Here is a 24272-nt window from a genome sequence, read left to right as displayed (position 1 = left end):
GGCCCCTCGTCCCCGATGCGAGGGGCCGCTTTTATCTGACCCGGCTACACCCGACCGCTGTAGAGCAGGGTGTTGTAATTGAAGGCAATCACGCCGTTGACGGCGTGGCGCTCAAATTCCCGGGCAATCAGCGCCGTCAACTCGGTATGGGCCTGCGAACCGGCCACCGGGGCATAGGAGGAGGAGTTGAGCCGCCCCAGCACCCCGTCGAGGTCGAACAGCTGACGGTTGGCGAAGCGCTCGAGCCGGTAATCTCCCTCGAAGAAGGCGGCAAAATCCGCCTCCCCCAGGTTGCGATGATTGACCTCCTCATAATCCCCCGAATAGGTGCGCAGTCCCGCCTCGTAGGCCTTGAGAAACGGGGTGTCAGTCAGCCTGTCGTTCCAGATCAGGGCCACTTTGCCACCTGGCTTTAGCAGCCGCCGACACTCCTGTTTGAAAGCGGGACGATCGAACCAGTGAAACGCCTGGGCCACCGTGATGAGATCCACACAGCCATCCGGCAGACCGGTGACCTCGGCCCGACCGTCAGACCAGCCAACATTGGCAACCCCGGCCAGCAACTGCTGCGCCGCCTCGCGCATCTCCTGATTTGGCTCGACCGCCCAAACCCGCTCCACCCGAGGGGACAGCAGCGCCGTCAGGATACCGGTGCCCGCTCCTATGTCGGCCACCTGGCTCGCGGGTCCCATGGCCAGTTCATCGGCCAGAAAGTCCAGCATGGCCGGCGGGTAGCCGGGGCGGTATTTCACATAAGCCTCAACGCGAGCTGAAAATCGTTCGGTATTGTCCATTCCTCTCTCCTGCCATGTCGCCACCTGATGGCGCTGCTGCTTGCCTTGCCAGCGCCACATACGGATGCACCTCGTGGTCATCCGGTTGCCGCGGGCACAGACCCACGCCCCCCCTCTTCTGAGCAGGCGGCACATCATCTATCTGACCAGATTGACCTGTCATGGCGCCGGAATAAAGAGGCGCCTCACCCTTTTCCTGTCACGCCTGCCACGCACAGCTCGATCGCGCAGGTCTGCTCGGCGACATGAGATCGCCATCACACTCTGCACACGACACAACTGACATTCAGGTTATTAGTCGGCGGTTAAGTAATAAGCTGGGGGCTTGCCGCGTCATTCTTCGCATGGGGCCCCCGGGCTCAACGGGCCGCCGTGTCATGAATGCTCAAGTCGTTCGGCCAACGAGGTTTTTTTCTGAGCCTACACGGAGCGAAAAGATGCAACTAGGGAAAATATCGGCGGCGGTGAGCATGATCCTCTCTGCCGGCGTCATGGCAAAAACGGATAAACCGAACATAGTGGTCATCTTCGGTGACGACATCGGCTGGCAGAACGTCAGCGCCTATGGCATGGGCACCATGGGTTACACCACCCCCAACATCGACCGGATCGCCAAGGAGGGGATCAAGTTCACCGATCACTACGCCCAGCCGAGTTCGACGGCGGGCCGCGCCGCCTTCCTGACCGGCCAGTACCCCATTCGCTCCGGCATGACGACGGTGGCCATGCCAGGTGGCGCCCTGGGCCTGAAGAAAGAGTCCCCATCTCTGGCCGAAGTGCTCAAAGCCGTCGGCTACAAGACCGGTCAGTTCGGCAAGAACCACCTGGGGGATCACAACTTTGCCCTGCCGACCGTCCACGGCTTCGACGAATTCTTCGGCAACCTCTATCACCTCAATACCCAGGAAGAACACGAGCAACGGGATTACCAGAATTTTGCCAAGCAGTATTCAGGCTCGCTCGAGGCGTACAGCAAGAAGTTCGGTACCCGCGGCGTCCTGCACTGCTATGCCACCGAGACCGAAGACAAGACGGTTGACCCGCGTTTTGGCGAAGTCGGCAAACAGAAGTGCACCGATACCGGCCCGCTGGGTCAGGAGCGGATGAAGGAGTTCGACCGCGCCGAGATGATCCCGGCCGCCCTCAAGTTCATCGACGGCTCGATCAAGGAAGACAAGCCCTTCTTCACCTGGGTCAACACCAGCCGCATGCACCTCTATACCCGTCTCAACGACAAGTGGCGCTACGCAGCCGAGCAGTACACCAGCGAATACGACTACCATGGCAGCGGCATGATGCAGCACGACAGCGACATCGGCTATCTGCTCGACGAGCTGGAAAAACGGGGCCTGAAAGAGAACACCATCGTCATCTATACCACCGACAACGGTCCGGAACACTCCTCCTGGCCTTATGGCGCCACCACGCCGTTTCGCGGCGAGAAGATGACCACCTATGAGGGGGGCGTCCGGGTGCCCATGATGGCGCGTTGGCCGGCCCAGATCCCGGCGGGTGGCGTGCTCAACGGCATCCAGGGTCACCAGGATCTCTTCACCACCCTGGCGGCGGCAGCGGGCGTCCCCGACGTCAACAAGAAGATGATGGACGAGAAGAAGCAGTACATAGATGGCGTCAACAACCTCGCCTACTGGGAAGGCAAGAGCAAGGAGTCGGCTCGCGACTCCATCTTCTACTACTTCGAGGACAAGCTCTCGGCGGTGCGGGTAGGCCCCTGGAAGTTCCACTTCGCGGTGGCCGAGAACTACTATGACAACCTCACCCCGCTCACCAAACCCAAGCTCTACAACCTGAGAGCCGATCCGTTCGAGAGTTACGACTCCGTCGATGCCAACGGCCACCTGCTGCAGAAGATGTCCTGGTTGCTGGCACCGGTCAGCGAGATGGTGAACCAGCATGTCAACACCCTGGTCCAGTATCCGCCGGTTCAGGGGGGCACCACCTTCGACATGGCCAAGATGATCCAGGAAGCCATGCAGAAAACCCAGCAGTAAGCGACACGGCGGAGGGTTATCCCTCCGCCACCTTCTTCATGCGGCAGAGCTGGGCACCTCGTCAGGCATCCACCCCGGACCGACCTCGCCCGCCGCCACCAGCAGAGTAACGATGAACAAGATCCGGACCCGTGACACGACGCACCTGGACGTCACCCCGCTCAAAACCGCCAACCGTGACAGCAGCGGCGTCTATGCCCGCCGCTTCCACGTCATGGCCAAACCGGGGGGCTCCAAGTGCAACATTGATTGCCAATATTGCTTCTACCTGCACAAGGAAGATCTGCTCCATCAACCGAGACAACCCAGGATGGATGAAGAGACCCTGGAGACCTTCATCCGCAGCTACATAGAGGGGCAGGATGGCGACGAGATCGTCTTCTCCTGGCAGGGCGGTGAACCGACCCTGCTCGGCATCGACTACTTTCGCCGGATAGTGGCGCTACAGCAACAGCATTGCCCGCCCGGGGTCAGCATCCGCAACGACCTGCAGACCAACGGCATCCTGCTCAATGACGAGTGGTGCCGGTTTCTCAAGGAGCACGGCTTTCTGGTCGGCCTCTCCATCGACGGGCCCCGCGCACTGCACGACAAATACCGGGTGACCCGCAGCGGCAAACCCACCTTCGATCTGGTGATGGCGGCGGCCGCGCTGCTGCGCCAGCATCAGGTTCCCTTCAATGCCCTGACCGTCATCAACCGGCACAATGCGAAATATCCCCTCGAGGTGTATCGCTTTCTGACCCGGGAGCTGGGGGCCAGCTACATCCAGTTCACCCCCTGCGTCGAGGCCAGCGACTTCAAACGCACGGCCCCGCAATTCTGGAACGACAGCATGCTGCCCCTGGTCGGCAGCGAGCTGAGCAAACCCGGCCACCCCATGTCGATCGTCACTGACTGGTCGGTGGATCCCGATGACTGGGGCACCTTCCTGGCAACCGTGTTCGAGGAGTGGGTCAACAACGACCTGGGGCGCGTGCTGGTCAATCTGTTCGAAACCGCCGTGGCCCAGACCATGGGATACCCCTCCCAGCTCTGCGTCACCGCCGAGTTTTGCGGCAAGGCGCTGGCCATCGAGCACGATGGCAGCGTCTTCTCCTGCGATCACTTCGTCTATCCGGAGTACCGGCTGGGGGATATCAAACAGCGCCCCTTGAGCCACATGGCCTTCTCCACCCGTCAGGAGGCCTTTGGCATGTCCAAGCGGGACAGCCTGCCCGAATATTGCCGCCAGTGCCCCTACCTGACGCTCTGCTGGGGCGAATGCCCCAAGAATCGTCTGATCAGGGCCCCGGATGGCGAGCTTGGCCTGAACTACCTCTGCCCCGGGATCAAGCACTTCTTCGACTACGCCGCCCCCATACTGGCAGGCATAGCCCAGGTGTTGACGACGCAGCAGCAGGGCAGATAAGCCGGCAGGCCCTGGTTCCGGGTCTGCCACATGCCCATAAAAAAATCCGAAACCCGCCAACGGGTTTCGGATTTTGACACCTTGATAGCTCTGCTCAGCCCTATTGCCCGACCAGGCCATTGTTTCCCAGGTCACGCTGAGCACCTGCGCTTACTTGGCGTAGTCCTCGGTCGGGATGCAGGAGCAGAACAGGTTGCGATCGCCGTAGACGTCGTCGATGCGGTTGACCGACGGCCACAGCTTGGCGGCGCGCACGGCGTCCGACGGGAACACTGCCTCGGCGCGGCTGTAGCCACGATTCCACTCACCGTCCATCACGTCATCCTGGGTATGCGGGGCATGCACCAGCGGGTTGTCGGCGAGGCTCCAGTGGCCGTCCTGCACCTTGGCGATCTCGGCACGAATGGCGGTCATCGCCTCCACGAAGCGGTCCAGCTCGCGCTTGGATTCCGATTCGGTCGGCTCGACCATCAGGGTGCCCGCTACCGGGAAGCTCATGGTCGGCGCGTGGAAGCCGTAGTCCATCAGGCGCTTGGCCACGTCCATCTCGCTGATGCCGGAGGCCTCTTTGAGCGGGCGGATATCCAGGATGCACTCGTGAGCCACCCGACCGTTGCGCCCGGAGTAGAGCACGGGGAAGGATTCACCCAGCTTCTTGGCCAGGTAGTTGGCGTTGAGGATGGCCACCTGGGTGGATTTCTTCAGCCCCTCGTCTCCCAGCATGGCGATGTACATCCAGCTGATGGGCAGGATGCTGGCCGAGCCGAACGGTGCCGCCGACACGGCGCCGTTGTTGCGGCTCTCCTTGTCGGTCTTGACCACGGCGTGACCGGCCACGAAGGGGGCCAGGTGTTTCTTCACGCCGATGGGGCCCATGCCCGGGCCGCCACCGCCATGAGGAATGGCGAAGGTCTTGTGCAGGTTGAGGTGGGAAACGTCCGCCCCGATAAAGCCCGGCGCCGTCAGCCCGACTTGCGCGTTCATGTTGGCGCCGTCCAGATAGACCTGACCACCGTGCTGGTGAACGATGTCGCACACCTCCTTGATGGTCTCCTCGTACACCCCGTGGGTGGAAGGATAGGTCACCATCAGACAGGAGAGCTGATCACCCGCCTCGGCGGCCTTGGCGCGCAGATCGTCCAGGTCCACGTTGCCCGACTTGTCACAGGCGGTGACGATGACCCGCAGGCCCGCCATCTGGGCGGAGGCCGGGTTGGTGCCGTGCGCGGAGGCCGGAATGAGGCAGATGTCGCGATGCCCCTCGCCGCGGGACTCGTGGTACTTCTTGATGGCGAGCAGACCGGCGTATTCGCCCTGGGCGCCGGAGTTGGGCTGCATGCAGACCGCATCGTAACCGGTCACCTTCACCAGCCAGTTTTCGAGGTCGGCCAGCAGCAGCTGGTAACCCTTGGCCTGGGCCAGCGGGGCGAACGGGTGCAGCTTGCCGAACTCGGGCCAGGTCACCGGGATCATCTCGGCGGTGGCATTGAGCTTCATGGTGCAGGAGCCGAGCGAGATCATGGCGTAGTTGAGGGCCAGATCTTTGGCTTCGAGACGGTGGATGTAGCGCAGCATCTCGGTCTCGGAGTGGTACTTGTTGAACACCTCGTGGGTCAGCACGGCATCGGTGCGCAGCAGATCCTGCGGGATGGCGTGATGGGCCTGGGCCGCCTTGTCGAGGGCCTCGATGTCCAGACCGTGCCCTGTGCCCAGGAACAGCTCGAACAGCTCGGCCACATCGCCACGGGTAGTGGTCTCGGAGAGGGAGACACCCACTGCACCATCCAGATCCGCGCGCAGGTTGATGCCGAGCCCCTCGGCCTTGGCGATCAGCGCAGCCTTCTCGGCGGTCTGTACGGTCAGGGTATCGAACCAGCTGGCATGCTTGAGGGCCACGCCCTTGGCCTTCAGACCGAGCGCCAGAATGGTGGTCAGACGGTGCACGCGGGAAGCGATGGTTTTCAGTCCCACCGGGCCGTGGTAGACGGCGTAGAAGCTCGCCATGTTGGCCAGCAGCACCTGGGCGGTACAGATGTTGGAGTTGGCCTTCTCGCGGCGGATATGCTGCTCGCGGGTCTGCATCGCCATGCGCAGGGCGGCCTTGCCGCGGGCATCCTTGGAGACGCCGATGATGCGGCCCGGCATGGAGCGTTTGTAGGCATCACGGGTGGCGAAGAAGGCTGCGTGGGGGCCACCGTAGCCCATGGGCACGCCAAAGCGCTGGGCCGAACCCAGCACCACGTCGGCACCCAGCTCACCCGGGGACTTGAGCAGCAGGAGCGACAAGATGTCGGCGCTGACGCAGGCCAGCCCTTTCTGGGCCTGCACCGCGGCGATAAGCGCCCGCAGATCTTTCACTTCCCCCGTGGTGGTGGGGTACTGGAACAGGGCACCGAACACCTCTTCGGCGCAGGCCTGCTCGGCCGGGCCGACTGCCACGTCAAAGCCGAAGTGGACCGCCCGCTCCTTGACCACGTCGATCACCTGCGGGTGCACGTCGTCGGCCACGAAGAAGAGGTGGGATTTGGACTTGGCCATCCGCTTGGCCAGCGCCATCGCCTCGGCGGCGGCGGTCGCCTCATCCAGCAGGGAGGCACTGGCCAGATCCATGCCGGTGAGATCCAGGGTCAGCTGCTGGAAGTTGAGCAGGGCTTCGAGACGGCCCTGTGCCAGCTCCGGCTGGTACGGGGTGTAGGCGGTGTACCAGCCCGGATTTTCCAGCACGTTGCGCAGGATGACGTGGGGCACGTGGGTGTCGTGATAGCCCATGCCGATGTAGCTCTTGGCCACCTTGTTCTGGGCGGCATAGCCCTTGAGCTTGGCCAGCGCTTCCACTTCGGTCATGGAGGCACCGATGCCGAGCGGGCCCGGCCGGCGAATGGCGGCGGGGACCGTCTGCTCAATCAGATCGTCCAGGCTCTCGGCGCCCACCACGGCCAGCAGGGCGCGCAGATCTTCCTCACCCGGCCCGATGTGACGGCGGATGAAATCGGTTTTTTGCTCGAGTTCAAACAGTGACTGGGTCATTTCCCTATTCCTGATAAAAAGTCCTGATAACTAAGTGCCTGACAGCCGGCCTCGGCCGGCTTCACTCATGTTCGGGTGGCAGGGTGGCCCCTGCCGGCACCGGATGTCGCTCATAGCGACAGGGGGTCGTCTTGTGGCTGCCCGGTTTGCCGCGGGCAAACCGGGACGGACGACGTCACCCTCGCCGGCCGGCCTCCTGGCCGACGGGCATGCATACAAACGGGCCCTGCGCGATTGGCAGGGCCCGGGGGCATTACTCTTCGTCCACCACGTTCTGGTAGCCTTCGGCATCCAGCAGGTTGGCGAGCTCGCCCGCGTCGTCCAGCTTGATGCGGAACAGCCAGCCGGCACCGTAGGGGTCGGAGTTGACCAGCTCGGGGCTGCCTTCCAGCTCTTCGTTGACGGCCAGGATCTCGCCGCTCACCGGGCTGTAGATGTCAGAGGCGGCCTTGACCGACTCGGCCACGGCGCAGTCATCACCGGCACCAACCTGCTTGCCCACTTCCGGCAGATCGACGAACACCATGTCACCCAGCAGCTCCTGGGCGTGCTCGGTGATACCGACCACTGCCTCGCCGTTGGCTTCGACACGGATCCACTCGTGGGAGGTGGCATATTTCAGTTCGCTCGGGATATGGCTCATTTGTGCTTCCTTTATTCACTTGGATCACTTGTCCCGGCGCGTTCGACAGGCGTTGCCGGGGCAAGGGGGTCTGGCGAAGGGCAGCCCCTTCGCCGCAATGGGGTCGTTACACCAGCTTCTGGCCGTTGCGCACGAAAGCCGGCTTGGTCACTTTCACTGTGACCAGCTTCTTGCGGATCTCCACCGAGGCCTGCTCGCCGATATCACGGGGCACCCGCGCCAGGGCAATACTGTAGCCCAGAGTGGGCGAGAAAGAGCCGGAGGTGATCACACCTTCCCGCTCTTCTCCAGCGGCGGTGGTGAAGGTGACCGGCATGCCGCTGCGCAGCACGCCCTTCTCTTCCATCACCAGGCCCACCAGCTTGGGCTGGCTGCCGGCGGCTTTCTGGGCTTCCAGCGCGGCGCGGCCGATGAACTGGCGATCGCTCGGTTCCCAGGCGATGGTCCAGGCCATGTTGGCGGCAAGGGGAGAGACTGTTTCGTCCATGTCCTGGCCGTAGAGGTTCATACCGGCCTCGAGGCGCAGGGTGTCACGGGCACCCAGGCCGCAGGGGGCCACGCCGTTGTCCAGCAGCGCCTGCCACAGATCGCACGCCTGCTCTTGCGGCACCACGATCTCGTAGCCGTCTTCACCGGTGTAGCCGGTGGTGGCGATGAAAAGCTCGCCAGCCTGCACACCGAAGAAGGGCTTCATGCCTTCCACGGCAGCATTTTGCTCGGCGCTGAACACCTTGGCCGCCTTGGTCTTGGCGTTGGGCCCCTGCACCGCGATCATGGCGAGCTCTGGGCGCTCGGTCACGGTCACCCCGAAGTCCTGGGCATGGTGGCGGATCCAGGCCAGATCCTTCTCGCGGGTGGCGGAGTTGACCACCAGGCGGTAGAAGGTCTCGCCAAGGTAATAGGTGATGAGGTCGTCGATGACGCCGCCTTCCGGGGTCAGCATGCCGCTGTAGAGGGCCTTGCCGAAGAGGGTGAGCTTGGCCACGTCGTTGGCCAGCAGGTGTTGCAGGAAGGCTTTGACCCGCTCGCCGGTCAAATCGACGATGGTCATGTGGGAGACGTCGAACATGCCGGCATCGGTGCGCACCTGATGGTGCTCTTCCAGCTGTGAGCCGTAGTTGATGGGCATTTCCCAACCGTGAAAGTCCACCATCTTGGCGCCGGCTTCCAGGTGCTTGGGATGCAGTACTGTAGTCTGGATCATCGCTGTGTTTCCTTAAGCGTTCGCGACAACACTCACGATCCGCCCCGCCCGGCCGCCCTCCGGCGGTTCACCGGGGTCGCAGCAAGAGCAGAGAGTGCCTGAGTCTGTGCTCGTTCCGGCCCGCAAGGCCGGAGTGATTCCTTGAACGCAGCGGATTATATGCCAAGCGGACGCGCATGCCGCTCAAAAAAAACTAATCCACCGCCAGTCAACAGACTCCAGACACTAAGGTAAAAACAGTGATAAAAACAGACCAAACCCGGCAATGACGATATTAAATTTCGATTTTTACCGTTTCGTCACAATTTGGAGAAAAACGTTTCGCTGCCAGCCCAGATTAAAGGCTGATGCCCAAACCGGGTCATCAGCCTCATCACATTAGTTTTGTTGTGAAAACACCCGAGTATTATTAGATTTTTTCACCCTTGGCCAGAGCGGGCAGCTCCCCCTCCAGCCCCATGGCGGCCCGGATCACCCTCTTACTTCGGCCGGGTCGGCAAATTGTTCCCCTTGGCCAAGGCCGGCAACTCACCCTCTAACCCCATGGCGGCCCGGATCACACTTTGCTTGAGCGGCGTCAACAGGTCGAAGGCGCACAGGCCCGCCCCGCGCACCAGCTTCTTGAGCGGGTTGGCACCGGCAAACAGCCGCTTGAGCCCCTCCATCGCCGCCAGCATGCTGGCCGCCTCGCTCTTGCGCCAGCGCTCGTAGCCGCGCAGGTTGGCGAGCAGACCAATATCCTTGCCCGCCGCTTGATTGCGCAGGATCTGCTCGGCCAGAGCGGCTGCGTCCAGCAGCCCCAGGTTGACCCCCTGCCCCGCCAACGGGTGTATGGTGTGGGCGGCATCCCCTACCAGCACCAACCGTTCGCGGGCAAAGTCACGGGCATAGCGGGCGGTGAGCGGGATGGCGCTGCGCGCCCCTTCCACCTGGCACAGGCCGAGGCGGCCGTCGAACGCGGTGGTGAGCTGGCGGTTGAACTGCTCGTCGTCGCACTGACAGAGCGCCTCGGCACGAGCGGCCGGCAGCGACCAGACGATGGAGCAGAGATCCGGTTGCCACAGGGGCAGGAAGGCAAGCGGCCCCTCGGGGGTGAAGATCTGACGCGCCACCGCTTCGTGGGGCTCGGCACAACGTACCGTCGCCACCAGGGCATGGTGGCCGTAATCCCAGCTGGTGAGCGGGATGTCGGCCTGCCGACGGACCCAGGAGTGGGCACCGTCGGCCGCCACCACCAGTTTGGCCGACAGCGCGCGGCCATCTTCCAGCAGCAGCAGGGAGCCCGCCTCGCCGCTTTGCAGGCTGCTCGCCCGGGCCGTGCTCAGCAGCTGGATGTTGTTGGCCCCTTTACTGTCATCGAGAATCGCCTCCAGCAGCGCCAGCTGGATGACCCGGTTCTCGACGATGTGGCCGAGCTCGGGCTGATGCAGGCTGGCGGCATCGAAGGCGATCCGGCCAAAGCTGTCCTGCTCCCACACCTCCATCTGCCCATAGGGCTGCAGGCGGCGGGCCTCAATGCCGCGCCAGGCCCCCACCTGCTGCAGGATGCGCTGGCTGGCCAGACTCAGGGCGCTGACCCGGTTGTCCGGCGCCTCGTCAAGCGCGGGGGCCGGCAACTGGCCCTCGACCACGGCCACCTTGAGCGCACTCCCCTTGAGCGCAGCGGCGAGCCCCAGGCCCACCATGCCGCCCCCCACAATCACCACATCCACGTTTTGCATCTGCATCGTTTTATGTCCTTTCAGGGCTGATCGCCGGGATCAGCGAGGGGGCGCCCGAAGGCAGACCCCTTCAATACGCAAGCTGTGACCCGTCTCAGGGGCGGCACAGGTCGGCAACAAAGCCCAGGGTGCGGGAGGCCAGCGGCGCCTTGAGGCAGTCCAGCCGCCCCATCAGGGAGAGCGCCAGGTTGCGGCCCGCCACCAGCGGGTCGTGCTCATTGGAGAAGAGCTGGGCCAGCGAGGAGGTAAGCCAGACCGTCTGCGCCTGATCCCCCTTGCGCTGCTGCCAGTAACCGTTTAGCACCTTGAAGCTGCCGATATCCTCCCCCGCCGCCAGGGCCTGACCGACGGCGCGGGTGAGCAGATCCAGATCGCGCATGCCGAGGTTGAAGCCCTGACCGGCGATGGGGTGCAGCAGATGGGCAGCGTTGCCCACCAGCACGGTGCGCTGGGCCAGCGGGTAGTCTGCCACCGTCAGCACCAGCGGATAGACGTGGCGCTGGCCGGTTTGCAGGAAGCGACCGAGGCGCCAACCGAAGGCCTGCTGCAGGCGGGCCAGAAAGGCGGCGTCATCGAGCGCCATCAAGGCCGGCGCCTCATCCCGCGCCACGCTCCAGACCAGGGAGGAGAGCCCCCCCTGCATCGGCAGCAGGGCCAGCGGCCCCCCTTGGGTGAAACGCTCGAATGCCTGGCCGGCCGGATCCTCGGCCGTCTTGACGGTGGCGATGATGGCGCTCTGGCCGTAGTCGTGGCGGCTCACCGCCAGCTTGCACTGCTGGCGCACGAAGGAGTTGCCGCCATCGGCCGCCACCAGCAGACGGGTCTGATAACGCTCGCCACTGGCCAAGGTCAGGTTCACCCCCTCCGTCAGCGGCTCTACGTGTTCGAGCTGAGCCGGGCACAGCATGCGGATCTGCGGGCAGGCAGCGATCGCCTGTTGCAACTCGATGCCCGCCGCCGACAGCTCGATCACCTGGCCGAGGGCAGACAGGCCATACTCGGCGGCCGTCAATCCGGCCTGGCCGAAGTGGCCCCGATCCGACACATGAATGCGGGTGATGGGGCTGCAATGGGGGGCAAAACGGGGCCAGAGCCCGTGCCGGGCCAGCGCCTCGCAGGTGCCGGCGGAGAGCGCGATGGCGCGGGCATCGAAGCCGGGGTGTGCATTGAGCTCGGGGGCGCTCGCCTCCAGCAGCAGGATCTGCAGGGGCTTGGGCCCTGGCAGGGCCGCGAGGGAGAGCGCCAGCACAGCGCCGCTCATTCCACCACCGACGATGGCCACATCGACGTGGTTCAGATCAGATTGAGACATGAGATCAGGGGAAAAGCTGAAAACGTGGGGTCATGCTAACACAAAGCGTGGGGTCGGGATGCGAAGCCACGGGCAAAAAAGCGCACTCCTGGCCATCGCTTGCCGCACTGCGGCCGGCCAATGCTGGCAAACGATGCATGTAAAAAGAGCGCCACCAGGCGCTCTTTTTCGAACTTGCTCGACTCAGTGCAGGGTCGGCGGGGTGCTCGGAGCATCCGGCCGCTTGCCAAACTCCTCGAACGCCATCATGACCCCGAGGCGCACGTGCTCGTAGAGCACCAGGAAAGAGGCTTCATTCTCTTCATCTTCCTGATCGAACTCGGCAGAGACCTGGGTGATGCTGGCGATGTCCTGGATCATCTCCTGCAGCTCTTCGGAGGCCTTGGAGAGCTCCTGCTGCACCACGCCGAAACCGGCCAGAAAGGCCTGGGACCAGTCCACCAGCGAATCGATGCGCTCGTCAAGCGGCGCCTCATCGCTTGGCAACAGCAGTTCGACCCCTTTCTGGGCCATCAGGCTCTCGATCACCTCATGATAGAGATCGGTCATCACCTGGCGCACCGGGGCCGGCAAACCGAAACCGTCGTTGACCAGATCGTTGAAATGGGGCAGCCAGCTCTTGTCGTCCAGGGCCACACCACCGCACACCAGACCGCAGATCACGCCATGGGCCTCTACAGCCGTTGCCATCAGCTCGTGCTGTTCCATCAGGTCGGCCACGGCCGCGTATTTCAGGGGGTTCGTTTTGCTCATCGAAGATCCGCTCAAAGTTCAGGCAAATATGCAGAATTAATGGTCAGGATCCTAGCATTCTCCCCCTTCCAGAGCCAGCAAGGCCTTGAAACTTCTGCATCTGCGCTATATAGTCCCGCCCAGTTGTCCACGTGGATAAAGGCGGAATGACACTCCGCCGTATTGAGGAAGGCATGAGCACAGAGGCCGTAGAAATCGTCATTTTGGGACGTCCCTACAAGGTATCCTGTCCCCTGGGACAGCAGGATGCCCTGCGCCAGGCCGCCGACCAGCTGACTGATAAACTCATCGAGCTGCGTCAACGCTCCAAGGTCTCCAGCAATGAACAGCTGGCGGTGATGGCAGCACTCAATTTCTGCCATGAGCTCTGTCTTGAAAAAGACAAGAATCACCAATACTCTGAGACCATGGACAAGCGGATCAAGATGCTGCAACGCACCATCGAAGCGGCCTTGATCGAGCACGGACAATATGGCGAATCCAGCGACGAAGGCGTACAACCCTAACTCGCAACGTTTTTGAAATTCCCTGGGGTGTTTGTCAGCCGGTTCAAGTCCCCGAGCCGATATTCATACCAAACAGGGGATCTGCCTTCTGGCTATTGCGCATGCTCGGCACGACCGAGAAGCCTGCGGTCAGATCCGATCCCCGCCTTGAACCGACGGTTCAAGGGCCCAAACCGGCAACGGCATCTCCGGGGTACCAACAGCAAAAAGCCCGTCACCAGCGTGACGGGCTTTTTCTTTGCCTGCGCGGCAGTCCCCTCCCCCGCTTCCGTCACCCGGCATATCAGCCCCCAGCGGCGGCCCATAAAAAACCCGCCAACTCGGGCGGGTCTTTTCACATCATTAGGCTCACACGGCCATCTGCTCGTGAGGCGAACCGTGGTGACGCAGCCAGAGGAAGCTCAGCGCCACGATCAGCACCATCAGTGTCATGATGGCGCCCAGGGTCACCTGCCCCTCCATCGGGAAGCAGGCCGCCAGCAGGGTCACGATGCCGGCCCCCAGGTTCTGCATGCCACCGAGGATGGCACCGGCGGTGCCCGCCTGGCCCGGGAAGGGCTCGATGGCGCAGGAGGTGGCAGTCGGATAGAGGATACCGCTGCCGATGAAGTAAACGGCAGCCCCCCCCACCAGGGAAGCGGCACTCACTATCCCGAACAGACCGGGCAGCAGGATGATGAGTGACCCCAGCGCCAGGAAGGCGATGCCAAGGCGCATCAGCTTGCCCTGGCTCAGGCGAAAACTCAGCTTGGCGGAGAGCCAGGCACCGAACAGATAGCCGGGCAGCGGCAGCACGAACAGCACGCTGACGGTACGGGCACTCAGCTTGAGCACGTCGCCCAGCAGCACGCCGGCGGCCGCTTCAAACACCGCCAGACCGGCGAAGGTCGCCATCAGGCAGAGCAGGTTGCCCTGAAAACGCGGGTTGCCGAGCACGTGGCGATAGGCGGCACCTACTCGCAGCGGCTGCTGACGGGCCTCCTCCGGCAAGGTTTCGACGAACCAGGCCAGTATGGCCAGGGTCGCCACGGCGCCAAAGCCGAACAGGAACCAGTAGCCCGCACGCCAGTTGAACAACTCGGTCAGCCAGCCACCCAGCACGGGGGCCAGCAGCGGGGAGAAGATCACCCCCATGCTCACCAGGCTGTTGGCCCGGTTGAGCTCGGCACCGGTGTAGCGGTCGCGCATCAGGGTGCGGCTCATGGCGCCGCCGGCCCCGGTCCCCAGCCCCTGGATGAAGCTGCCCGCCAGCAGCGCCATGAAACTCGGGATCAGCTGGATGGTCAGGGTACCCACCAGGAACACCATCATGCCGATGATGATGATGGGACGACGCCCGATGCGATCCGACAAGGGGCCGTAGACAAACTGGGAGAGGCCGTACGGGATCAGATAGCAGGCCATCACCGCCTGCAGCTGGCCGGAGGCCACGTTGAAGTCCCCCGCCATCATGGGAATGGAGGGCACGTAGAGGGTCTGGGTCATCTGGCCCACAGCGACCATCAGAATGGTCAGAAAAAACAGCGGATAAAAACTGTGCCGATACATATCTCAGTCCCGAAAAATCATCGAAAAGCTGCCCGCCTCTGGCAGAAAACCGCAGAGGGGATCCAACAAACAGGGTCAATCAAAGGTGAAAACTCAAGGCGGAGAACCCGCACCGGCCGGGAGCAGGACACTCCCATGGCTTGCCGTCATCTTAGTGATTCAGATCACGAAAAACGAACGAATCTTTATAATCAGCTTTCCTTAGTTTTTCTAATGTGACGGGGTTTTAGGCCCCGTCAACGATAAAAATCAACGCGTTACCATCTGCTGGGCCTGCTTGACCAGATCCTCCGGCTTCTCGTTGCGCGGCGGTATGGTGATCCCCTTCTGGCAGGCCGGCTTGTCGGCCATCCGGTCCATCCAGGCCTGCAGATGGGGCAGCCCCTCGATGGATATACCGCTCCAGTCATAGATACGCACCCAGGGCCAGGTGGCGATGTCGGCGATGCTGTACTCGTCGGCCAGATACTCGTGCTGGGCCAGATGGCTGTCGAGCACCTCGAACAGGCGGCGTCCCTCCTTCTGATAGCGTTCGATGGCGGCCGGGATCTTCTCCGGGAAGTAGCGATAGAAGACGTTGGCCTGCCCCATCATGGGCCCGACCCCACCCATCTGGAACATCAACCACTGAATGGCCTGGGAGCGGCGCTTGGGATCCGCCGGCAGCAGCTTGCCTGCCTTCTCGGCCAGATAGAGAAGAATGGCACCCGACTCGAACACCGCGAAGTCCCCGTTGTCCCGATCGACGATGGCCGGAATGCGGCCGTTGGGGTTGATGGCCAGAAACTCGGGTTTCTTCTGATCCAGCGCCGACAGGTCGAGCGCAATGACACGGTAGGGCAAGCCCAGCTCTTCAAGGGCAATCGCCACCTTGAAGCCGTTCGGGGTGGCGGCGGTATAAAAATCGATCATCATGGACTCCTTGTGATTCACACATTGGCACAGGACGGACAGGGCCTCGCCCATGTCGGCCAGAGAAACGATGCGGGATGGACAACATGGACATCCCCCGGCCTGAACATGACGAAGCGGCACAATACCGGTCAGTTATGACAAATATTGTGCCGCTTGAACAGCCCGGCGCAGAGAAGGAAGAGCCTAGTTGCACAGCCCCATGGGTTGACGCTGACGCAGCATAATGAGGCGGGAAAGCAGCGGGAAGTAGGACTCCAGCTTGTTCAGCAGCACCCGACTGCAGGCGGGATCGGCAAGTTCAGACTCTTCCAGCACGATGCCGTTGGAGACAAAATAGAAGCGCGGGTCCCGCACATCCGGCCCCTGAATGGTGAGAGTACCGTCTCCCTTGCGCATCAGCAGCGGCAACACCGGCAACCCGAAGGTGTCGCTGTTGCGCTGCCAGGCAAACTCGGGCCAGGCCGCATCCCCGTCCAGCAGCAGGATGGCCGCCTCTTCCTTGCCGGGTTGCCAGTGGGATGGCTGGGTAATGGTTAGCTCGTTGAAGTAGTCGCCGTATCCGGTCGAGTTCCGCAAGGCGGCCAGCAAACCCTGGGTGGAGGTTGCCGACGGTTTTTGACTCACTAATGACAAATTCATGATCCACGTCCCTATGCTCAAGGCAGCCTGTTATTCGGCTGCTGCCCATAAGACTAGACCAAAAAGAGCCTATATTGGAGCCGTCAGATCTGGCAGTCGCCAAGGCCGGAGCGATAACGTATAACAGTTGCCATTGTCGAAAAGACTGGTATTATACCGCGTCCTTTTATTCCCCCGTTCTTTAACATCCAGTGGTGAACCTATGCATCCGATGCTGAATATCGCCGTGCGCGCTGCGCGCAACGCCGGTCAAGTAGTAGTAAAAGCCTTTTCTCAACCCGAGAACATCGAGGTTATCCAGAAGGGCAGCAATGACTTCGTGACCAACGTTGACCGTGAAGCCGAAGCGGCCATCATTCACACCATCAAAAAATCTTACCCGGAACACAGCATCGTGGCTGAAGAGTCTGGTGAGATTGCCGGTACCAATCCGGACTACCAATGGATCATTGACCCACTGGATGGCACGACCAACCTGGTCAAAGGCATTCCGCACTTTGCCGTCTCCATCGCCCTGCGCGTCAAGGGCAAGACCGAACAGGCCGTGATCTACGATCCGATCCGTGACGAGCTGTTCACTGCCACCCGTGGCAGCGGCGCCCAGCTGAACGGCTACCGCATCCGTGTCGGCAAGGCCAAAGAGCTGGCCGGCACCATCCTGGCCACCGGTTTCCCGTTCAAGCAGAAGCACCACATCGAGCCGTACCTGAAGATGTTCCAGAGCATGTTCATCGAGTGTGCCGACATCCGTCGTGCCGGCTCCGCCGCGCTGGATCTGGCCTATGTGGCCGCCGGTCGCGTCGACGGTTTCTGGGAAATCGGCTTGAAGCCCTGGGACACCGCTGCCGGTGAGCTGCTGGCCAAAGAGGCCGGCGCCATCGTCACCGACTTCGTCGGTGGTCACAACTACGAGAACTCCGGCAACATCGTGGTGGCCAACCCGCGCGTCCTGAAAGAGATGCTGGGCAAGATCCGCGAAGAGCTGCCGGAATCCCTGGCCAAGTAAGCCAGCACTACCCGCACTCATCAAAACCCGGCTCAGGCCGGGTTTTTTTATGACCTTTTCATGACCATCTGCCCATCGACGCTGACAAGCAAATCCCTGCCAATGCGCATTACCATCGCTCCTCTGCCCCTCATGGCCAGCGCTGTCTCGACTGGCGAGATCGTGAGCGTCACTGCCGCCTTGTGCGACGTCAATGCTCGATACCAACCGCAGGCCAAGAGTCATGACTCATGCCTTGAGATGATGGAAAACAAAAACAGTCAACCCGGCCGAAGCCGGGTTGACTGTTTGCCTGCAGCAACAGGCCATGACACGGCACCCTGTCTGGTGCCGGTACAGCTATTACGCCAGGCGGAAGCGGCCTATGGTCTGACGCAGGCCGGCGGCCAGCTGGCTCAGTTCCAGGCAGGCACGGGCGGTGTGATCGGCCCCAACGGCAACCTCGTTGGAGGATTCGTTGATCCGCTCCACGTTGCGACCCAGCTCATCGGAGACCGCGTCCTGCTCGCCGCAGGCACTGGCGATCTGAATGGCCATGTCGGCGATCTGGGCGACCGCTTCCTCGATTTGCTGGATGCCGTCGCTGGTCTGCTCGCTCTGCTCCACGCACTGGCGGATCATCTCGCAGCTCTGGCCGGTCACCTCTTTGGCCTGGTTGGCACGGGCCTGCAGGGTTTCGATGATGGCGACGATCTCGCCGGTGGACGCCTGGGTGCGACCCGCCAGGGTACGCACCTCGTCAGCCACCACCGCAAAGCCACGGCCCTGCTCACCTGCACGGGCCGCCTCGATGGCGGCGTTGAGCGCCAGCAGGTTGGTCTGATCGGCGATGCCGCGGATCACGTCCACCACCACGTTGATCTGGGCGGATTCGCGCTCCAGTTCGGTGACCAGGGTACCGGCCTGTTCAATCTCTTCGGCAACCCGGGTGATGGCCATCAGCGAGCTCTGCACATCCTGATTGCCGCGGCGCGCCAAGGCATTGGCGGAGCTGGCCGATTCAGACGCCGTCTCGGTGTTGCCTGCCACATCGGCCACGGTGGCCTTCATCTGGGCCATGGCGGTGGCAACCAGCGATATCTCCTGCTGCAGGCTCTGGATCCCCTGTGCCGACTGCTCGGAGACGGCGCTCACCTCTTCGATGGCGGCGCCCAGCTGGGTCACGGCCGCCACAACCTCTTCAATCAGACCGCGCAGGTTGTCCTGCATCTTGAGAGACGCCTTGGCCAGCATGCCCAGCTCGTCACGACCGATGTGCTGGCGATCCAGCTGATGGGTCAGATCGCCGGCGGCGATGGCGTTGGCCTGGGCCACCACGGCCTGCAGCGGCAGGCAGATCTGGCGGGTCAGGAACCAGGTTATGGCCACCATGAACAGCAGCAGGCTGCCGATGCTCACCATGGCAAAACTGGTCACCATGTTGACGCTGTCAAGCAGGCTGCCGCGGTTCTCTTTGACGAAGCCGAGGTTCACTTCCACCAGGCCGTTGACCGCCTGTTCCAGCTCGCCATAAATGGGGTTGGACTGGAACAGCTGCACCTTGGCCTGCTCCAGCTGGCCCTGTGCCAGCAGTTGATCCACCAGATTGACCGAGTTCAGGTAGCGTTGCCACGCCTGCTTGGCGCCGTTGAACACCTGACGCTCATGGGCGGCACCGACCGTGGCCTCATAGCCCCGGAAGGCCTGCTCGACTTTCTGGACGTTGGCCTGGATCCGGCCGCGACGCGCCTGCAGATCGGTGGCGTCATCCACCATCAGCAGGGCAAACTGGGCGCGGCGCACGTAGGATACGTCGTAGAGCAGGTTCTCGACCGAGAGCACGCTCGGCAGGGTGGAATCGGTAAAATTCAACACGCGATCGCGCACGCCGCGCAGTTCGCTGGAGAGAAAAATACCGAATATCACGTTGACGGCGGCAATGACCGCAAAGACCACGGCAATCTTTTTGCCGATAGACAGATTTTTGTAAAACATGGTGGCTGGTGATCCTCGACTGCTGACAAGCAGGTGCACAGTGGCGATCACATCCGTATGAACTGGTAACCCGGGCTTTCCTGACGGGAGATGGGACGTTGCGAAAGACCAAGGGAAGGGTGGGTTTCGCGAGGGCGGCACTTTACCACAAACCTGCCTACTCCTTCACCAGCTTTCGCCGCAACAAAGCAAGTTGTTTTTCCATACAACCGGATCTTCGTCACAAACTATTCAAGACGACCAAATCATTTCAAATAGTTAGCCGATGAATGCAATCGATGCCCCGGCATGGACAAGTGAGGCCCGGCTCGCTGTAATGCAAGAGTCCCCGGATGGCGCAGCGCCATTCCTGCCGTCAAGCAAGAGAGGTGATCTTCATGGATAACGCGTCAGCCCTGCCCCTTTCCTCCTGGTCAGCCCAGCTGCGCGAGCAGCTGCGGGCACGCCCGGTGATCGCCATCGGCCTGTTCGTTGCTCTGGCGACCGTCGTGCTGTTGCTGCTGCAAAGCCTGGTGATGCTGGCCGCCGGCGACATCAGCCCCGGCGTTCGCTATGGCCTGATCGGTGGCCTGGCCGGCTTTGCCGCCACCGCGCTTGGCGCCCTGCCCGCCCTTTTTCTGCGCTCGGTTCCGCAACGGGTAGAAGACAGCATGCTGGGCTTTGCCGCCGGCATGATGCTGGCAGCCAGCGCCTTCTCCTTGCTGTTGCCGGGGCTCGAGGCGGCAGAGGGGATCACCGGCAACGGCTTTCTCGCCGCCGCCGTGGTGGTAGTCGGCATGACCCTCGGGGTACTCCTGATGTTGGGGCTCGATCAATTCACCCCCCATGAACACGACAAGACCGGCCCCTGCGGCCCCGGTCACGAGAGCTGCTCCCGGGTCTGGTTGTTCGTATTTGCCATCGCCCTGCACAACCTGCCGGAGGGGATGGCCATCGGGGTGAGCTTCTCGCAGGGGGACATGTCGGTGGGTCTGCCGCTCACCACCGCCATCGCGTTGCAAGACATTCCGGAAGGGCTGGCGGTGGCACTCGCCATGTGCGCCGCCGGTTTTCGGCCCGGCAAAGCCGTGCTGGTCGCTATCGGCAGCGGTCTGCTTGAGCCACTCGGGGCCCTGCTCGGCGTCGGCCTCTCCAGCGGGCTGGCCATCGCCTATCCCATCGGCCTCGGGCTGGCCGCCGGTGCCATGCTGTTCGTAGTCTCCCACGAAGTGATCCCGGAAACGCACCGCAACGGCCACCAGACCCACGCCACCCTGGGCCTGATGGCCGGGTTTGCGCTGATGATGACCCTGGATACGGCGCTTGGTTGATAAGGTTCTGATATATGGCGTAATGTTTCAGCACTAGCGCCGCGACATCCGCAGGCAACGTCGCATTTTCCCACGCATCGAGGGCCAGCATGACATGATATTCCGGGTGATGGTGCTGGGTTGTCTGCTGGCAGTCACTCACCGGGCCGTCAGCGCCACCGAGATTTATCGCACGGCGGCGCAGCCCGAGTCCGCCCCCAAATACACCCAGATGGCAGATGGCCGCATCGGGGGGCTCTGCGTCGAACTGTTTCGATTGATGGAGCAACAGGAGCCTGCCCTGCGCATCGAGGGGGATCAGCACTTTATCCCCCTCAAGCGGCTGGAAAAACGGGTGCGCTTCGGCCAGCTCGACTTCCTCTGCGGCGTGGGTGACAACCCGGTCCGCCGCAACCACTTCCTCTATCTACAGCCCCCCATCTTCACCGTACACTACCACCTGGCGGTGCGCAGCGACGACCCGGTCGAGATCCACCACTGGGACGACGTCAGGGCCCTGGGTAATGCAGGGATCATCCTCGTCAATCACGGCAGTGGCGCCATCGAACGGCTGCAGGCCATACAGGGGCTCATCATCGACAGCGGCGGGAGCAGCAGCGCCGCCAACTACGACAAGCTGCTGATGAAGCGCGGACGCTTCGTCTACTACCGCTCACCCGGTATCGAAGCCGATCTGCAGCGCCATCACCTGAGCGACCAGATCCGCATCCTCCCCACCGCCATGGAGACCATCCCCTTCTATATCCTGTTTTACCAGCGCACCTCCCCTGCCCGCCTGGCCCTGTTTACCAGCACCCTGCAACGGTTGGCGGACCGCGGCGAGCTGGCCAGATTGGCCGAGCGCTACCCTTGAGTGGACCTTCCCACCCGCCAGCATCGGAATGCTCGGCGCCATCGCCAACTTTTGTTATGATCCACAACAACTTATTCGGCCAACTGGCCATCAAGACGAGGTGAGTGATGAAAGTAGGTATTATCGGCGCCATGGAACAGGAAGTGGCCCTGCTGCGCAGCCAGATGAGCAACCCGACCACCCTGCAACTGGGCGGCTGCGAGTTCTATCAGGGCACCCTGGCAGGCAAGGAGGTGATCCTGACCCGCTCCGGTATCGGTAAAGTCGCCGCCAGCGTCGCCACCAGCCTGCTGCTGGAAAAATTCGCCCCCGACTGCGTCATCAACACCGGCTCTGCCGGCGGCTTTGCCCAGGACCTGCACATAGGTGACGTGGTGATCGCCAGCGAGATGCGCTTCCACGATGTCGACGTGACCGCCTTTGGCTACGAGATGGGCCAGATGGCGCAGCAGCCTGCCGCCTTCCCCTGCGACGAGAAGCTCATCGCCGTCGCCCAAGCCTGCATTGCCGAACAAGGCAAGCATCAGACCAAGGTCGGCCTCATCTGCACCGGCGATCAGTTCATGTGCAAGCCCGACGCCATCGCCAAGGCTCGCGCCGACTTCCCGCAGATGCTGGCGGTCGAGATGGAAGGGGCCGCCATCGGTCAGGTGTGCCACATGTTCAAGGTGCCCTATCTGGTGGTGCGTGCCATGTCCGACATCGCCGGCAAGGAACAGGTTGAATCCTTCGATGCCTTCATCGAGGTGGCCGGCAAGCACTCCGCCGAGGTGATCATCAAGATGCTCGGCAAGCTGTGATCACACTCACCACTCTGGAACAGATGGCCGCCACTCCGGCGGCCATTTTGCTCGGGGCCGCCCTGCTGGAGGCCATCGTGCCCTGGCCGGCCCACTATCGGCTCTCCGCCGTCGTGCCCCTGCTGACCCGGCTGGGTCACAAGGTGTGTCGCCCCGATGGCGCCCCCGGTCAGCAATTGCAGGCCGGTCTGCTGGCCATGCTGATTGTCTGGCTGCCGTGCGCCGCCGGACTCTGGGCGGTGCGCAATCTCTCGCTCTCGGAGCCGCTGTTCGATCTGCTGTTTCTGCTGCTGATGCTGGAATCGCGCCCGCTGCGGGAGCTGGCCCGCGCCACTCGCGCACTGACAGACCAGGATACCTTGGTGGTGGCCCGGCTGCAGGCGGCCCCCTGGCTCAGACGCGATACCGGTAAACTCTCCCTGATGGGGCTTGCCAAGGCGGTCAGTGAAAGCTGCGCCCTGCGCCTGATAGGACAGTGGGCAGGCCCTCTGCTGGGGTTCGCCCTAGCGGGTGTGCAGGGGGCCCTGTTGTGGCGTCTCGCCCAGCTGATGAACCAGGGCTGGAGTCCGAAACTGCCAGCCTTTGCCCACTTTGGCCGGGCCGCCACCGTGCTCTACCAGGCCCTGTGTACCCCTGCCATCTTGTTGCTGGCACTGCCCTTGTGCCTGACCCAGCTGCGCCAGCTGGCAAGCCGGTTGCGCACGGCGATACGCTGGCCCTACCCCGCGATGGGAATACTGCTGGCGCTGCTGTCCGGCTCGCTGGGCTGCAAGCTCGGTGGTCCCCGCTACTATCAGGGCAGCTTGTTCCGTTTTCCCGTGTTTGACGCCACCGCCGAACCGGATGCCGGCACGGCCCTGCGCCTGCTCAACCGTCTGCAACAAGCCGGTTGGGGCTGGCTGGCGCTGGCATTGCTGCTCACTGTGCTGGAGCACCTGCATGGCTAGATGGCTCATCCTGCTCTGCCTGTTGTGCATGTCACCCGTCCTGCTGGCTGGCACGCCTGCACGCATCGTCAGCCTTACCCCCCACCTGACCGAACTGCTGTTTGCCATCGGTGCAGGGGATCGCATCGTGGCCACCGACGATGCCTCCGATTATCCGCCCGAGGTCAAGCGCCTGCCCCAGGTGGCCAACTATCGCAGCATCAATCTGGAAGCCCTGCTGGCCCAGAAACCCGACCTGATCGTCGCCTGGCGCTCCGCCCAATCCCGCATGCTGGCCCCCATCGAGCAGTTGGGGATCCCGGTGTTCTATTCAGAACCGACCGACTTTGCCTCCCTCGCCACCGAGATGCGGGCCTTGGGAAAAACATTGGGGGTGGAAAAAACCGCCAATGCCGAGGCCGATGCCTATCTCGCCCGCCTGGCCAACCTTCGCCAACACTACGGCAAGCCCAAGCATATCAAGGTGTTCTACCAACTCTGGTATCCACCGCTGACCAGCGTCAGCGGCAATGCCTGGCCCGCCCAGGCCATCGAGCTGTGCGGCGGGGATAACCTGATGGCGGATGCCCCCACGCCCTATCCCCAGGTCAGCCTGGAGCAGGTGATCAAGGCCAATCCGGCACTGATCCTGGCAGGGAGTCAAGACGCTGACGCACTGCGCCACTGGCAACAGTGGCCCATGGTGGATGCCGTTCGTCACCAGCGTCTGCAACTCATCAACTCGGATGAGCTGCACCGTTTCACCCCGAGAGCACTCAATGCGGTGGAGCAGATATGCCGGGCCATCGCAGACGTACAGTAACCGCGCCTGTAAAGCCCGCAGCCAATCACTCGTACAACAAAAAAACACCGGCGTAGGCCGGTGTTTTTTATTTAGCAAACATGTGATGAGGTATA

General features: G+C 62.6%; 20 protein-coding genes and 1 other RNA gene. 10 read left to right on the top strand and 11 right to left on the bottom strand.

What is annotated here, in order from left to right:
• Positions 1-44: 44 nt before the first annotated feature.
• Entirely contained in the window at positions 45-794 is a 750-nt protein-coding gene (locus tag AB5Y95_RS01655; RefSeq protein WP_368159418.1) for a class I SAM-dependent methyltransferase, read from the bottom strand.
• Positions 795-1231: 437 nt separating this feature from the next.
• Here AB5Y95_RS01655 and AB5Y95_RS01650 point away from each other — a divergent pair, with 437 nt between their 5' ends.
• Both AB5Y95_RS01650 and AB5Y95_RS01645 read left to right on the top strand, forming a co-directional pair.
• Positions 1232-2806, top strand: a complete 1575-nt coding sequence (locus AB5Y95_RS01650) for an arylsulfatase (RefSeq protein WP_005299709.1) — start codon at positions 1232-1234, stop codon at positions 2804-2806.
• A gap of 112 nt (positions 2807-2918) precedes the next feature.
• A complete protein-coding gene (locus tag AB5Y95_RS01645; RefSeq protein ID WP_005299708.1) occupies positions 2919-4217 on the top strand; it encodes an anaerobic sulfatase maturase in 1299 nt (432 codons plus the stop codon).
• Positions 4218-4367: 150 nt separating this feature from the next.
• Here AB5Y95_RS01645 and gcvP read toward each other — a convergent pair whose 3' ends face one another.
• The 6 genes from gcvP to AB5Y95_RS01615 form a co-directional block, all read right to left on the bottom strand.
• Positions 4368-7244, bottom strand: a complete 2877-nt coding sequence (gene gcvP, locus AB5Y95_RS01640) for an aminomethyl-transferring glycine dehydrogenase (RefSeq protein WP_024942767.1) — start codon at positions 7242-7244, stop codon at positions 4368-4370.
• A 253-nt stretch (positions 7245-7497) separates the two neighbouring features.
• Positions 7498-7887: a glycine cleavage system protein GcvH gene (gcvH, locus tag AB5Y95_RS01635; protein WP_010634317.1), complete on the bottom strand. Its 390-nt coding sequence runs from the start codon at positions 7885-7887 to the stop codon at positions 7498-7500.
• A gap of 106 nt (positions 7888-7993) precedes the next feature.
• Positions 7994-9091 carry a glycine cleavage system aminomethyltransferase GcvT gene (gcvT, locus tag AB5Y95_RS01630; RefSeq protein WP_117404146.1) on the bottom strand — a complete coding sequence of 366 codons (1098 nt, stop codon included), beginning with the start codon at positions 9089-9091 and terminating at the stop codon, positions 7994-7996.
• A gap of 479 nt (positions 9092-9570) precedes the next feature.
• Complete coding sequence (locus tag AB5Y95_RS01625) at positions 9571-10818, bottom strand: FAD-dependent 2-octaprenylphenol hydroxylase (protein ID WP_368159399.1); 1248 nt, start codon at positions 10816-10818, stop codon at positions 9571-9573.
• Between the two features lie 88 nt (positions 10819-10906).
• A complete protein-coding gene (ubiH, locus tag AB5Y95_RS01620) occupies positions 10907-12124 on the bottom strand; it encodes a 2-octaprenyl-6-methoxyphenyl hydroxylase (RefSeq protein WP_368159398.1) in 1218 nt (405 codons plus the stop codon).
• A gap of 183 nt (positions 12125-12307) precedes the next feature.
• Entirely contained in the window at positions 12308-12877 is a 570-nt protein-coding gene (locus tag AB5Y95_RS01615) for a UPF0149 family protein (protein WP_005299696.1), read from the bottom strand.
• Between the two features lie 173 nt (positions 12878-13050).
• On the opposite strand from AB5Y95_RS01615, the gene zapA reads away from it, so the two are divergent.
• Both zapA and ssrS read left to right on the top strand, forming a co-directional pair.
• Positions 13051-13383 carry a cell division protein ZapA gene (gene zapA / locus AB5Y95_RS01610; protein ID WP_005299694.1) on the top strand — a complete coding sequence of 111 codons (333 nt, stop codon included), beginning with the start codon at positions 13051-13053 and terminating at the stop codon, positions 13381-13383.
• Positions 13384-13399: 16 nt separating this feature from the next.
• Positions 13400-13582, top strand: a non-coding RNA gene (ssrS, locus tag AB5Y95_RS01605) — 6S RNA.
• A 149-nt stretch (positions 13583-13731) separates the two neighbouring features.
• On the opposite strand, the gene emrD is transcribed toward ssrS, so the two are convergent.
• The 3 genes from emrD to AB5Y95_RS01590 form a co-directional block, all read right to left on the bottom strand.
• Positions 13732-14931, bottom strand: coding sequence for a multidrug efflux MFS transporter EmrD (gene emrD, locus AB5Y95_RS01600; RefSeq protein WP_005299692.1), 1200 nt, complete (start codon positions 14929-14931; stop codon positions 13732-13734).
• 249 nt (positions 14932-15180) lie between these two features.
• The gene (locus tag AB5Y95_RS01595; RefSeq protein WP_005299690.1) at positions 15181-15843 is read right to left on the bottom strand and encodes a glutathione S-transferase family protein; all 663 of its coding nucleotides are present in this window, start codon (positions 15841-15843) and stop codon (positions 15181-15183) included.
• Between the two features lie 186 nt (positions 15844-16029).
• Positions 16030-16485, bottom strand: coding sequence for a hypothetical protein (locus tag AB5Y95_RS01590; protein WP_368159397.1), 456 nt, complete (start codon positions 16483-16485; stop codon positions 16030-16032).
• 202 nt (positions 16486-16687) lie between these two features.
• Here AB5Y95_RS01590 and suhB point away from each other — a divergent pair, with 202 nt between their 5' ends.
• Positions 16688-17491 (top strand): inositol-1-monophosphatase, encoded by an 804-nt coding sequence (suhB, locus tag AB5Y95_RS01585; RefSeq protein ID WP_005299686.1) that lies wholly within the window; start codon positions 16688-16690, stop codon positions 17489-17491.
• A 342-nt stretch (positions 17492-17833) separates the two neighbouring features.
• On the opposite strand, the gene AB5Y95_RS01580 is transcribed toward suhB, so the two are convergent.
• The gene (locus tag AB5Y95_RS01580) at positions 17834-19465 is read right to left on the bottom strand and encodes a methyl-accepting chemotaxis protein (RefSeq protein WP_368159396.1); all 1632 of its coding nucleotides are present in this window, start codon (positions 19463-19465) and stop codon (positions 17834-17836) included.
• A 377-nt stretch (positions 19466-19842) separates the two neighbouring features.
• Here AB5Y95_RS01580 and AB5Y95_RS01575 point away from each other — a divergent pair, with 377 nt between their 5' ends.
• The 5 genes from AB5Y95_RS01575 to AB5Y95_RS01555 all read left to right on the top strand — a co-directional run bounded on the left by AB5Y95_RS01575 (position 19843) and on the right by AB5Y95_RS01555 (position 24177).
• Positions 19843-20775, top strand: a complete 933-nt coding sequence (locus AB5Y95_RS01575) for a ZIP family metal transporter (RefSeq protein ID WP_324054513.1) — start codon at positions 19843-19845, stop codon at positions 20773-20775.
• A gap of 94 nt (positions 20776-20869) precedes the next feature.
• Complete coding sequence (locus AB5Y95_RS01570) at positions 20870-21628, top strand: ABC transporter substrate-binding protein (RefSeq protein WP_279484509.1); 759 nt, start codon at positions 20870-20872, stop codon at positions 21626-21628.
• A gap of 107 nt (positions 21629-21735) precedes the next feature.
• Entirely contained in the window at positions 21736-22428 is a 693-nt protein-coding gene (gene mtnN / locus AB5Y95_RS01565; RefSeq protein ID WP_017786676.1) for a 5'-methylthioadenosine/S-adenosylhomocysteine nucleosidase, read from the top strand.
• A complete protein-coding gene (locus AB5Y95_RS01560) occupies positions 22425-23375 on the top strand; it encodes a cobalamin biosynthesis protein (protein WP_368159395.1) in 951 nt (316 codons plus the stop codon). Before mtnN ends, AB5Y95_RS01560 begins: the two co-directional genes overlap by 4 nt.
• On the top strand, positions 23368-24177 hold the full coding sequence (locus tag AB5Y95_RS01555; protein ID WP_368159394.1) for a cobalamin-binding protein: 810 nt from the start codon (positions 23368-23370) through the stop codon (positions 24175-24177). The genes AB5Y95_RS01560 and AB5Y95_RS01555 overlap by 8 nt, the downstream gene beginning before the upstream one ends.
• Positions 24178-24272: the final 95 nt, after the last annotated feature.

Source organism: Aeromonas sp. R5-3, from assembly GCF_040908225.1.
GTDB classification, from domain to species: domain Bacteria; phylum Pseudomonadota; class Gammaproteobacteria; order Enterobacterales; family Aeromonadaceae; genus Aeromonas; species Aeromonas dhakensis.
The sequence above is the reverse complement of the archived record's forward strand: the minus strand, read 5'-3'. Positions and strand labels throughout refer to the sequence as shown.